The following is an 11,550-nucleotide window of genomic DNA, read 5'->3' on the forward strand; positions in this document are numbered from 1 at the left end:
CCGTCACTGCCTGGGGCCGGTCGTGGCGTAGGCGGTGACTCCGCCGGCCAGCAGTGCGGCGGCGGTCCAGGCGGCGGGCCCCGAGCCGGCCGGGGCCTGCAGCCAGCCCGCGACGCCGCCCGGGTCCGGTGGCGCGAAGAGCGTCACGGCCGGCCAGCCGACGACCGGCGTCCAGGCGTACGACGCGCCGAACAGGACGGCCCCGAGTGCGGCCAGTCCGGTCAGCCCGGCGGCGTCCCGGAGCAGGAACGCCGCCGTCACCGGCTCTCGCCCCGCCGTCTGCGCCGCCAGGAGTACGAGGGTGACGGTCGTGGCGATCAGCAGGACGTGGGCCGCCCGGAGCGGGGCCCAGCTGATCGCCGCGGTCCGGTCCAGGGCGGCGTCCTGGCCGCCGAGCCCGGGGGCCGCCCCGGCGACGGCGGCGGCCACGGCCAGGACGGTCAGCCGGGGGTCGGCGGCGCCGTCGCCCGCCGCGGCCGCCCCGAGCAGGGCCGCCGACGCGAGGAGCGCTCCCGTGGCGGCCGGGGCGCGCCGCGACCGCGCGTACAGCAGGAGCCCGTTCGTCACCGTGCTCCCCCGGCCAGTTCCTCGGCCCAGGTGAACTCGCAGCGAAGAGCGGCCTCGCGCACCTCGGCGGCCCGGTTCCGCTGCTGGTGCGGGGAGAGCGCCGAGAACTCCTTCCACGTTTTGCTCAGGGAGGCGCGGTGGGCGTCGCGGTCGTACACATCGGCCTCGATCGGCCGGAACGTACCGAGCGCCCAGCTCGCCAGCACGCTCTGCACCACGAGCACCTCGTCGCCGCCGAACTCCCGTGAGCTGAGGGCCCGGCAGCTCGGCGCGAGGCCCTCGCCGACCAGCCGGCGCAGCAGTTGGTCGCCCTCCACCCCGCCGATCTGCGGGTCCTCGAAGTTCACGAGCACCGATCCGGCGACGAGCCTGCGGTCCGCGCCGACGGCCCGGAGCGCGGTCTCCTCGCGTACCCGGTGCGGCGCCACGTCGCCGAGCACGGTGTCCAGGACGTCCAGTGCCCGGGCACCGGCCGGGGCCAGCGTGTCCAGCCTTGGTCGCTGCAACTCCGTTACGCACACCCGGCCTTCGCAGACCTGCGCCGCGGCCGCCGGGTCGACGCGGTAGCTGCCGCGCGCGTCGCCGGGCAGCACCAGCAGCGCCAGGGCGGCTCCGGCGAGGACGGGCACGACGGACAGCAGCCTGCCGCGCGTGTTCCGGGCGCCGAGCAGGGCGAAGCCGGTGGCCAGCAGGCCGAGGAACCACAGGCTCTGGCCCAGGTGCACCGATCCGGTGATGGTCAGCAGCGCCTGACGCGGTTCGGCGACGGCCGGTGAGAGCTGCGAGAACAGATGCGATCCGATCCGGGCGGTGGGCAGTTCGCTGTCGCCCTGCTGCATCAGCAGGACGTTCGCCGCGAGGAACAGGACCGCCAGGGCGGGCGGGGTCAGCGGTGACGGCAGGACTCGTGCCACCCCCATGCCGAACACCGCCGCGGCCACCAGGGCGAGCAGCGCGACCGCCGAGATCGGCAGCCAGCCCAGATGAGTGTACGAGGCCGGGCCGAGCGCTACCAGGACGCCGCCGCACACCAGCAGGGCGCCGAAGCCGGTCACCAGCGCCAGGGCGATCGCGGTGGCCGGTGTCGCGGCGCGCTGCCAGCCGGGCCTCGGTGTGGTGGCCAGCAGTTCCGGCATCCGGGAGCGGTGGTCGCGCAGCCCGTACAGGGCTCCGATTCCGGCGGCCACGGGCCACAGATAGGCGAGCAGCACCCGGGTCCACAGGGCCAGCGAGGTCCACTGGCCGGTCCATCGGACCGTGCCGCGCCACCAGCTGCCGTCGATGGCGAACAGGAACAGGAAGCCGGCGACGAGCACGGTGAGGCCGGCCCAGAGCGCGGCGGAGCGCAGGAGTTCGGTGCGCAGGACGCGGAGGTTCACCAGCTGCCCTTTCCCTGGTCGGAGCCGGACAGCAGGGCGGAGTAGCCGCGTTCCAGCGGGCTGTCGCCGGGCTGGTCGGCGGTTCCGGCGGCGGCCAGCGCCTCCGGGGTGCCCTGGAAGACGAGGCGGCCGCGGTCGAAGAGCACCACATCGGTGCAGGCCACGGCGACGTCCTCGACCAGATGGGTGGAGACCAGCACACAGCTCTCCCGGCCGAGTTCCTGGAGCAGGGCGCGGAACTGGAGGCGCTGCGCCGGGTCGAGGCCGACGGTCGGTTCGTCGAGCAGCAGCACCGAGGGGTCGTTGACGATGGCCTGGGCGATGCCGACGCGGCGCACCATGCCTCCGGAGAGCGCCTTCATCCGGCTCTCGGCCCGGTCCGCCAGACCGACCCGTTCCACGGCGCGCTGCACGGCGCCGGGGATGTCGCGGGCGGGCATCTCCTTCAGCCAGGCCATGTATGTGACGAACTCGCGGACGGTGAACCGCTTGTAGTAGCCGAACTCCTGGGGCAGATAGCCGATGCGGCGGCGCAGCTCACGGTGGTGGGCGCGGTCGCGGACGGAGTGGCCGAACAGTTCGAGGTCTCCCCCGGTGGGCCGCAGGACGGTGGCGAGCGTCCGGATCAGGGTGGTCTTGCCGGCGCCGTTGGGCCCGAGCAGACCGTGGGTCCCGGTGCCCAGCGAGAGGTCGAGGCCGTCGACGGCGCGATGGCGTCGGCCCACTTCGACGGTGAGGCCGGTGGTGTGGATCTCGTGGACGTAGGTGCGTGGCGCGGTGTCGAGCGCGCCGGTCGGAACGGTCATCGGTTGCTCCTTGCGGGGGGCCGTCGCAGGCTTTCGGGGCGTCATCACAGGCTCTTGGGGGTGGTGTAGGACCGGCGGCGGGCCAGGACGACGCCGACGGCGGCGGCGAGTGCCAGGGCCCAGAGGGGAAGGTGTTCGGGCCGGAGGAGGAAGAGGCGGCCCAGGGCGGCGGCCGGGGCGAGGACCGCCACGGTCCACAGCGCGCCCAGGGCGACGGTGGCGCGGCCGACGCCGATGACGCCGCCCAGCGCCAGGGCCGTCGCGGTGAGGGCGAGGGAGGGCAGCAGCCACTGCGCGAGGGCGACACCGGTCAGGAGCCCGGCGACCAGGTGCACCGGCAGGACGACGGCGAGCACGGTCGCCGTGCGCCGCAGCAGCAGGGACAGTCCGGCGCGCGGGGTGACGGCGGTCAGTTCGAACGCCGGGTCCAGGCCGCGTGACCAGGCCGCGGCGACTCCGGCGAGCGGCAGGACCGGCGCCAGCAGCAGGACGGGCGGCGCCCCGCGCGTCCAGCCGGCGGTACGGTCCAGCAGCACCGCGACGACGCTCACACCGATGACCATGGCCAGCCAGGGGCCCATCACCGGGGTGGCCCAGGCCGTGGGGCGGCGACGGCGGCGCGGGGCGGGCGTCGAACGGTCCAGCGCCGGTTCCAGGCCGCTGCGGACGGCGGTCAGCAGGGCGGTGACGGCGGGCACCTCGGCCGCCGCCCCGGCCAGCCTGCCGCGACAGGGGGCGCACTGTTCCATATGGGCCTCCACGGCCCACAGTTCGTCGGCGGGCAGTTCGGTGTCGCCCTGCGCGTAGCTGCCGACCAGCCGGTCGGACGGATGCTCGACGCTCATGCCAGTGCCCTTCTCATCGCGATACGGGCCCGGCGGGCCCGGGTCTTGACGGTGCCTTCGGGAAGATCGAGCAGGACGGAGGCCTCGCGGACCGACAGCCCGTCGAGCACCAGGGCCTGGAGGACCTGGCGCAGTTCCGGGGCGAGGGTCCGCAGGGCGTCCCCGACCTCCCCGCCGACGTCGGCGGCCAGCGCCTCGTCCTCGGCGGCCGGGGCGGTGGCGTGCTCGGCGGCGGCGGCCGGTGGTGCGGCGTGGTGGGCGCGGCGGCGGAAGGCGTCGACCAGGCGGCGGGCCGCGATCGTCCAGAGCCACCCGGCGGCGCTCCCGCCGACCGCACTGCCGGCGAACGCGCCGGCGGCACGCCACACGGCGAGATAGGTCTCCTGCATGACCTCGGCGACGATCTGCTCGTCGGCGCAGCGGCGGCGCAGGCGTACCGCCAGCCAGGGCGAGGTCAGCCGGTACAGCTCGTCGAACGCGCCGCGGTCTCCGTCGGCGACCAGGCGGAGGAGGTGTTCCTCGGCCGGTTCCGGGGGGCGCTTCTTACGTAGTCTCACACCGGCCAGACGCGGGCCGGGGCGCACGGGTTCTCACCGGGGAGTGGCCTGCGTCACACCTTCGCCCGGGCCGTCCGGCCCGGTGGCTACCGGCCGAGCAGTGCGGCGACGGCGATCAGCACCGGGACCGAGAGCAGCGTGGACAGCAGGATGGACTCCCTGGCGAACCGCTCGGCGACCCGGTAGTGCGAGGCGTACGTGAAGAGGTTCTGGGCGGCCGGGAGAGCCGCGATCACGACGACGTCCAGCAGCGCCTCGCCCCGCAGCCCGAACAGGCCCGCGCCGACGGCCCAGGCGACGATCGGCTGGGCGACCGTCTTCAGCGCTGCGGACAGGTACAGCGCGCCCCGGTCCTCCCCACGGCCCGGCCGTTCGCTGCCGTGCAGGGATATCCCGAAAGCGATGAGGACCGCGGGGACCGACATGTCGCCGATGAGAGCGAGCGGTTCGAGCAGCGGTCCCGGCAGTGTCCGGCCGGACGCCGCCACCGTCACGCCGGCCAGCGATGCGATCGCCATCGGGTTGCGCAGCGGGGTGGTCAGCCGCCGCAGGACCGACACCGGTTCGCCGGGGCGGCCGAGGTCGAGGACGGTCAGGGCCAGCGGGGTCACCAGGATCTGCTGGAGGAGCAGGACGGGGGCGACGAGCGAGGCGTCGCCCAGGACGTACACGGCGATGGGGATGCCCAGGTTCCCGGCGTTGACGTAACTGGAGCACAGGGCGCCGATCGTGACCCGTCCGGCATCCCAGCGCAGGAACAGCCCGGCCACCACGGCGAAGACTCCGGCCGTGGCGGCCACGGCTATCGCGGTGACCAGCAGACGTGTCGACAGGACGACGGACAGGTCCGCGCCCGCGAGCATCGTGAAGAGCAGGGCCGGGGTCGCGACGTTGAAGGCCAGCCGGGTCAGCACGACACGGCCGTCCTGCCCCAGATAGCCGCGGCGCCCCAGGACGTAGCCGACGGCGATCACGGTGGCGATCACCGTGAATCCGGTGAGGACTCCCTGCATGGCTTCCTTGCGGGTGGATCAGGTGCGATGGCCGACCGGCCGGGCGCAACGCCTGGTCAGGTGCGGGCACAGCGTCTCAGACGGGTGGTCGCGTCCTTGAGGCGGGGCGGCGCCCCCGGTCGATCGGGGCGCACTCCCCCTTTCCCGACCGGTCGGGTGAGCGTCCTCTGCCACCCGGTCGGGTGAGCGTCATCGCCGTCCGCCGGCCTGCGCCGCGCGCCATCGGCCCCGGTCGCGGGGGAGGCCCCCGCATGCCCGGCCCTCCCGGTCAGATCGTCCCGATATGCCCGATCTCGTGAAACGCCTTAGCCTGCTGACACTGCTCGGATAGTCGACAGCCGGCGCCGTCGGCGGAGGGCGAGCTTCCATGGCTGAGCTACGCAAGAAGTACGGATTGATCGGCGAACTGTCCGCCGAGTTCGCGGGCACGATGATCCTCATCCTCTTCGGATGCGGTGTCGTAGCCCAGGTGGTGGCGGGCGGTGCCCTGACCGATCCGCCCGGCGGGCTCGGGGACCACGACAGCATCGCCTGGGCGTGGGGGCTGGGCGTCACGCTCGGCGTCTATGTGGCGGCGCGGCTGAGCGGGGCGCATCTCAACCCCGCGGTGACCCTCGCGCTGGCCGCGTTCAAGGGGTTCCCGTGGCGCAAGGTGGCTCCTTACGCGCTGGCGCAGACGGCCGGTGCGTTCGTGGCCGCGCTCCTCGTGCGCTGGAACTACAGCGAGGCGCTGGCGAAGGCCGACCCCGGGCACACCATCAAGACGCAAGGCGTGTTCTCCACGCTGCCGGCCAACGGCAACCCGGCTCTGCCGGTCCACGAGTGGGGCGCGTTCCGTGACCAGATCATCGGCACCGCCATCCTGCTGCTGCTGATCATGGCCATCACGGACATGCTCAACACCCCGCCCGGCTCGAACCTGGGCCCGTTCATCATCGGCCTGGTCGTGGTCGCGATCGGTATGGCCTGGGGCACCAACGCGGGGTACGCGATCAACCCGGCCCGTGACTTCGGGCCCCGGCTGGCGAGCTTCCTCACCGGTTACGGCGGGGCGTGGCGGGACCAGTACGGGAATCTGTACTTCTGGGTGCCCATCATCGGACCGCTGATCGGCGGTCTGCTGGGTGCGGGCTTCTACAAGGCCTTCGTCGGACGCTTCCTGCCGTCCGCCGAGCCCGAACCGCCGGGACGCGTCCCGGCGTCCGAGGACTGACGACACCGGCCGGAGAGGCGGCACATCATGGCGGACTTCATCGGCGCGGTGGACCAGGGGACCACCAGCACCCGATTCATGATCTTCGATCACGGCGGCAACGAGGTCGCCAAGCACCAGCTGGAGCACGAGCAGATCCTGCCGCGCTCCGGCTGGGTGGAGCACGATCCCGTGGAGATCTGGGAACGCACCAACTCGGTGATGCAGAACGCCCTGCGGCACGGCGGCCTCTCGCCGACCGACCTGGTGGCCATCGGGATCACCAACCAGCGCGAGACCACGGTGGTCTGGGACCCGCGCAACGGGCGGCCCTACTACAACGCGATCGTGTGGCAGGACACCCGTACCGACGCCATCGCGGCGAACCTGGAGCGCTCGGGGCAGGGCGAGGTGATCCGCCGCAAGGCCGGGCTGCCGCCGGCGACGTACTTCTCCGGCGGCAAGATCCAGTGGATCCTGGAGAACGTCGACGGCGTACGGGAAGCGGCGGAGGCCGGTCACGCGATCTTCGGCAACACGGACGCCTGGGTCCTGTGGAACCTGACCGGTGGCCCGAACGGCGGTATCCACGCCACCGACGTCACCAACGCGAGCCGCACCATGCTGATGAACCTGGAGACCCTCGACTGGGACGAGGAACTCCTGGGCTTCTTCGGCATCCCCCGCGCGATGCTGCCGAAGATCAACCCCTCGTCGGACGCGGAGGCCTACGGGTCCACCCGCACCTCCCGGCCGCTGAACGCCGCCATTCCGATCGGCGGTGTCCTCGGCGACCAGCAGGCGGCCACCGTCGGCCAGGTCTGCTTCGAGCCCGGCGAGGCCAAGAACACCTACGGGACCGGCAACTTCCTGGTGCTCAACACCGGTTCCGAGCTGGTCCGCTCGCAGCACGGCCTGCTCACCACGGTGGCCTACCAGTTCGGCGACAGCCCGGTGGTCTACGCGCTGGAGGGCTCCATCGCCGTCACCGGATCCGCGGTGCAGTGGCTGCGCGACCAGATGAAGATCATCAAGTCGGCGCCGGAGAGCGAGGAGCTGGCACGGAGCGTCGAGGACAACGGCGGTATGTACTTCGTCCCCGCGTTCTCCGGCCTGTTCGCGCCGTACTGGCGGTCCGACGCCCGCGGCGCGATCGTCGGCCTGGCCCGGTACAACGACAACGCCCATCTGGCGCGGGCCACCCTGGAGGCCATCTGCTACCAGAGCCGCGACGTGGTCGAGGCCATGGAGCAGGACTCCGGGGTCCATCTCGATGTGCTCAAGGTCGACGGCGGTGTCACCGCCAACGACCTCTGCATGCAGATCCAGTCCGACATCCTCGGCGTCGAGGTCAGCCGGCCCGTGGTCGCCGAGACGACCGCCCTCGGCGCCGCCTACGCGGCGGGGCTCGCCACCGGGTTCTGGCAGAACACCGATGAACTGCGCGCCCAGTGGCACGAGTCGAAGCGCTGGTCGCCCCAGTGGTCCGAGAAGCAGCGCGCGGACGGCTACGCGGGCTGGAAGCGGGCGGTGGAGCGCACCCTGGACTGGGTGAAGGTCCCCTGACCCGAGTCCCCTGACCCGAGGCCCCTGCCTCCGCCGACGTGCGGAGGCGGGGGCGTCCTCGCATAGGTTGGCCGTTCCATCCGACGCACCGCGACGAGGACCGCCATGCCCAGCAGCACCAGGATCCGCCTGATAGAGCCCGCCGACGCCGCCCCGATCGCCGCGCACCGGGTACGGGACGTCGAGGCCTTCCGGCGGTGGGAACCGGCCCAGCCGGCCGACTACTTCACCCCGGAGGGCCAGGCCGAGCGGATCGACGGCCTGTTGGCCGGTCACCGGGCGGGCACGGTCTGGCCGGGTGTGGTGCTCGCCGACGACCGGGTGATCGGCCAGGTGACCGTCGGCGGCATCCTGCCGCAGCCGCATCTGCGCCGCGGTTCGGTCGGCTACTGGATCGCCTCCGTCGCGCAGAACCAGGGGCACGCCGGGAACGCCGTCGGGCTGGTGCTCCGGGTGATGGCGGACGAGCTCGGCCTGCACCGCGCCGAGGCCTCCACCAACCTGGAGAACCTGCCCTCCCAACGGGTGCTGCGCCGCAACGGGTTCACCCCGTACGGCGTCGCGCACTCCGCGATCCTTCTCGACGGGGCCTGGCGGGACGGGCTGCTGTGGGAGCGGATCCTCGGCGACTGAGCCGGTCCTCCCGGTTCACGTACTCCCCCGGCTGTCTAGAACCCCCGGCGGGACTCGCGTACCAGCAGCACCAGCAGATACGCCCCGCCGACGCACACGGTGACCGCGCCGGTCGGCAGCACCACGCCCGGAATCGCGTGCTGCGCCGCGATGTCCGCGCCGAGCAGCAGGAGCGCCCCGACGAGCGCCGAACCGGCGAGGTCCACGGAGGTTCCGCGCCCGGTGAGACGGCGGGCGATCTGCGGCGCCGCCAGGGCGACGAAGACGATCGGGCCCGCGGCGGCGGTCACCGCGGCGGTCGCGGCCACGCCGAGCACGACCAGCAGCAGCTTCGTGCGCTCGACGTGTACGCCCAGCATCGACGCCGTGTCGTCGCCCAGTTCGAGCCAGCGCATCCGCCGCTGTGCCACCGGGGCCACCAGGGCGACCACGGCGATCAGGCCCGAGGACATCAGCACGGCGGGCCAGCCGATGGCGCTCAGCGAACCGGCGCCCCACACCGCGGCCCTCAGCGCGGTGTCCACATCGGCCTTCACCGAGAACCAGGTGTTGACCGAGGACAGCAGCGCACCGACCGCGATGCCCACGATGATGAGCCGGAAGCCGCGCACCCCCCGCCGGAACGCCAGCAGATACACTGCGAAGGCGGTGACGAGCCCGCCGGTGAGCGCGCCCACCGCGAGCGCCGAGTAGCTGCTCGCGCCCGCGAGCAGGGTGAGGACGACACCGGTGTAGGAGCCGGTGGTGAAGCCGATGACGTCGGGGCTGCCGAGCGGGTTGCGGGTCAGGGACTGGAAGATCGCGCCGCCCATGGCGAGCGAAGCCCCGAACAGGACGGCGGCCACGATGCGCGGCGCCCGCCACTCCAGGACGACGGTGCGGACGCTGTTCCTGGCGGTGCCGGACAGGACCGCGCCCAGGTCGCCGAGGCTCAGCGGGTAGCTGCCGAGCGTGAAGGCCCACAGCGCCAGCGCGATCAGCGCGAGCGACAGCAGCCCGCACACCAGGACCGAGCGGCGCGTCGCCCTGAGGCTCAGGGACCCCGCCCTGAGGACGAATGTCCCGCTCACAGCTCCCTCACCCGGCTTCCGCGCACCAGCATGATCAGTACGGGCGCGCCGATGAGCGGCATCATCACACCGACCTGCAGTTCGGAGGGGATCACGATCAGCCGGCCGAGGACATCGGCGATCAGCACGATCACCGGGGCGAGGACGGCGGAGTAGACGAGGATCCAGCGCCAGTCGGGCCCGGTGATCCAGCGCACGGCGTGCGGCACCATCAGCCCGACGAACATCAGCGGTCCCGCCGCGGCCGTCGCCGCACCGCACAGCAGCGCCACCGCGACCACCACACCGCACCGGACCGCGCCGACCCGCAGCCCCACGGCCCGCCCCGCGTCGTCGCCGAGGGCGATCGCGTTGAGCGGGCGGGCACAGAGGGCGGCGGCCAGCAGCCCGGCCAGGACGAAGGGCAGGATGTCGCCGGCGGTGCCCGTCGGGCGGTCGGTGATGGTGCCCGCTCCCCAGAACCGCATCCGGTCGAAGGTTTCCGTGTCGATCAGGGCGAGGGTCTGGGAGATGCCGACCAGGACCGCCGTGAAGGCGACCCCGACGAGGGTGAGGCGCAGCGGTGTGGGCCCGCCCCGGCCGCCGCTCGCGGCGAGGTAGACGAACGCCGCCCCGACGACGGCGCCGACGAGGGCGAAGGGCAGGTACTGCTCGATGCGGGTGACGCCGAAGACGGCGACGCCCAGGGTGACGGCGAAGCCGGCGCCCGCGTTGACGCCGAGGACTCCCGGGTCGGCGAGCGGATTGCGGGTGAGCGCCTGCATGAGCGCTCCCGCCACGCCCAGGGACAGGCCGACGACGATGCCGAGCAGCGTACGGTCCACGCGGGCGCCGCTGACCGTGGCGTGCGAGGCGGAGCCGTCGGGGGCGGTCAGCGCCTGCCACACCACGTCCGGCGGGAGCAGCGCCGAGCCGATCGCGACGCTGAGCAGCACCGCCACGAGGAGCGCGCCGAGGGCGACGCCCAGGCCGACGAGCCGGCGGGTGCGGCGACGCGCCGACCGCGGCGGTGCGGTCGGTGGTGGCGCGGCCGTCTTCGCGAGCGCCTGTGCCATCTGTCTGTTCTCCCTGAGCAACCCGCCACCCGGACAGGCCGAAGTGCCGTGCGTGATCGACGTACATGTACTGCTGGGGACCCGTCGGCCGGGCTCCCCCGGTTCAGTGGCCGCCGAGCGCCTCCGCCGCGTCCGTGGTGAGCGCGCTCACCGGCACCCCGGACTCCCGGCTCAGCGCGCGCAGCAGCCCGGCCCGGGTGGCGTAGCCCGCCGCCCTGGCCGCCGCCGTCAGCTCACCTCCGCCACGGAGGTGTTCGACGGCGGCGTTCATCCTGGCCCGGTTGCGCCACCGTGTGAAGGGCAGTCCGGTCTCGTCGAGGAAGACGCGCTGCACCTGGCGAGCGCTCATCCGGTGCCGTTCGGCGAGGCTCTCCAGGGTGGCGGAGGGGGTGCGCAGGGCCTCGCGGGCGAGGGCGCGCACCGCTGGATGGACAGGCAGGACGACCGGGAAGTACTGCCGGGAGATGCCTCTCAGGACGCGCCCGAGCGCCTGCCGGAACGGCTCGACCTGCTCCGGCGTGGTCGGTGCCGCGCCGAGTGCGGTGGTCATGACCTCGGTGAGCCCGGGCACCGCACCGAGCGGCTGAACCCGGCGTCGTGGCTGGTCAGCGGGGTCGAGGAAGGGTCCGAGCGCCATGCCGCCCGGCTCGATCCGCAGCGCGTGCGGCACCCGGGGGGCGAGCCAGAGCGCCTCGTGCCGCCCGAGCCGCCACTCCTGGCCGTCGGCGGTGAGACGGGCGTTGCCCGTCACCACGTAGACGAGATGGGGCTCGTCGTGCTGGTGCGTGTCGTGTCCCAGAAAGCGGATGGCGTTCTCGGCGACCACCGTGCCGAGGGATGTCGTCGGCAAGCGTGCCTCCCGTTGTG

At 73.2% G+C, this 11,550-nt stretch carries 12 protein-coding genes; 3 read left to right on the forward strand and 9 right to left on the reverse strand.

The annotated features are described in order from the left end of the window. Nucleotides 1-3: 3 nt before the first annotated feature. The 6 genes from ACSMXR_RS02740 to ACSMXR_RS02765 form a co-directional block, all read right to left on the reverse strand. A complete protein-coding gene (locus tag ACSMXR_RS02740; protein ID WP_473171153.1) occupies nucleotides 4-567 on the reverse strand; it encodes a hypothetical protein in 564 nt (187 codons plus the stop codon). Beyond that, the gene (locus tag ACSMXR_RS02745; RefSeq protein ID WP_381855414.1) at nucleotides 564-1,946 is read right to left on the reverse strand and encodes a hypothetical protein; all 1,383 of its coding nucleotides are present in this window, start codon (nucleotides 1,944-1,946) and stop codon (nucleotides 564-566) included. Before ACSMXR_RS02745 ends, ACSMXR_RS02740 begins: the two co-directional genes overlap by 4 nt. Then, a complete protein-coding gene (locus tag ACSMXR_RS02750; RefSeq protein ID WP_376184845.1) occupies nucleotides 1,943-2,752 on the reverse strand; it encodes an ABC transporter ATP-binding protein in 810 nt (269 codons plus the stop codon). Before ACSMXR_RS02750 ends, ACSMXR_RS02745 begins: the two co-directional genes overlap by 4 nt. Nucleotides 2,753-2,796: 44 nt before the next feature. Then, complete coding sequence (locus ACSMXR_RS02755) at nucleotides 2,797-3,597, reverse strand: zf-HC2 domain-containing protein (protein WP_137231589.1); 801 nt, start codon at nucleotides 3,595-3,597, stop codon at nucleotides 2,797-2,799. Beyond that, the gene (locus ACSMXR_RS02760) at nucleotides 3,594-4,154 is read right to left on the reverse strand and encodes an RNA polymerase sigma factor (RefSeq protein WP_030082983.1); all 561 of its coding nucleotides are present in this window, start codon (nucleotides 4,152-4,154) and stop codon (nucleotides 3,594-3,596) included. Before ACSMXR_RS02760 ends, ACSMXR_RS02755 begins: the two co-directional genes overlap by 4 nt. Nucleotides 4,155-4,240: 86 nt before the next feature. Continuing rightward, nucleotides 4,241-5,167: an AEC family transporter gene (locus ACSMXR_RS02765; protein ID WP_473171154.1), complete on the reverse strand. Its 927-nt coding sequence runs from the start codon at nucleotides 5,165-5,167 to the stop codon at nucleotides 4,241-4,243. A gap of 367 nt (nucleotides 5,168-5,534) precedes the next feature. On the opposite strand from ACSMXR_RS02765, the gene ACSMXR_RS02770 reads away from it, so the two are divergent. From ACSMXR_RS02770 to ACSMXR_RS02780, 3 genes are all read left to right on the forward strand, one after another. Next, nucleotides 5,535-6,380 carry an MIP/aquaporin family protein gene (locus tag ACSMXR_RS02770; protein WP_030082956.1) on the forward strand — a complete coding sequence of 282 codons (846 nt, stop codon included), beginning with the start codon at nucleotides 5,535-5,537 and terminating at the stop codon, nucleotides 6,378-6,380. Between the two features lie 27 nt (nucleotides 6,381-6,407). Further along, nucleotides 6,408-7,925: a glycerol kinase GlpK gene (gene glpK / locus ACSMXR_RS02775; RefSeq protein WP_137231585.1), complete on the forward strand. Its 1,518-nt coding sequence runs from the start codon at nucleotides 6,408-6,410 to the stop codon at nucleotides 7,923-7,925. Between the two features lie 105 nt (nucleotides 7,926-8,030). Continuing rightward, nucleotides 8,031-8,558: a GNAT family N-acetyltransferase gene (locus ACSMXR_RS02780; protein WP_473171155.1), complete on the forward strand. Its 528-nt coding sequence runs from the start codon at nucleotides 8,031-8,033 to the stop codon at nucleotides 8,556-8,558. 35 nt (nucleotides 8,559-8,593) lie between these two features. On the opposite strand, the gene ACSMXR_RS02785 is transcribed toward ACSMXR_RS02780, so the two are convergent. The 3 genes from ACSMXR_RS02785 to ACSMXR_RS02795 form a co-directional block, all read right to left on the reverse strand. Continuing rightward, nucleotides 8,594-9,628: a FecCD family ABC transporter permease gene (locus tag ACSMXR_RS02785; RefSeq protein ID WP_137231582.1), complete on the reverse strand. Its 1,035-nt coding sequence runs from the start codon at nucleotides 9,626-9,628 to the stop codon at nucleotides 8,594-8,596. Next, a complete protein-coding gene (locus tag ACSMXR_RS02790) occupies nucleotides 9,625-10,683 on the reverse strand; it encodes an iron chelate uptake ABC transporter family permease subunit (RefSeq protein ID WP_137231580.1) in 1,059 nt (352 codons plus the stop codon). The genes ACSMXR_RS02785 and ACSMXR_RS02790 overlap by 4 nt, the downstream gene beginning before the upstream one ends. A 103-nt stretch (nucleotides 10,684-10,786) precedes the next feature. Next, complete coding sequence (locus ACSMXR_RS02795) at nucleotides 10,787-11,533, reverse strand: helix-turn-helix domain-containing protein (RefSeq protein WP_137231578.1); 747 nt, start codon at nucleotides 11,531-11,533, stop codon at nucleotides 10,787-10,789. Nucleotides 11,534-11,550 lie beyond the last annotated feature (17 nt).

This window comes from Streptomyces sp. DSM 106670 (assembly GCF_055792845.1).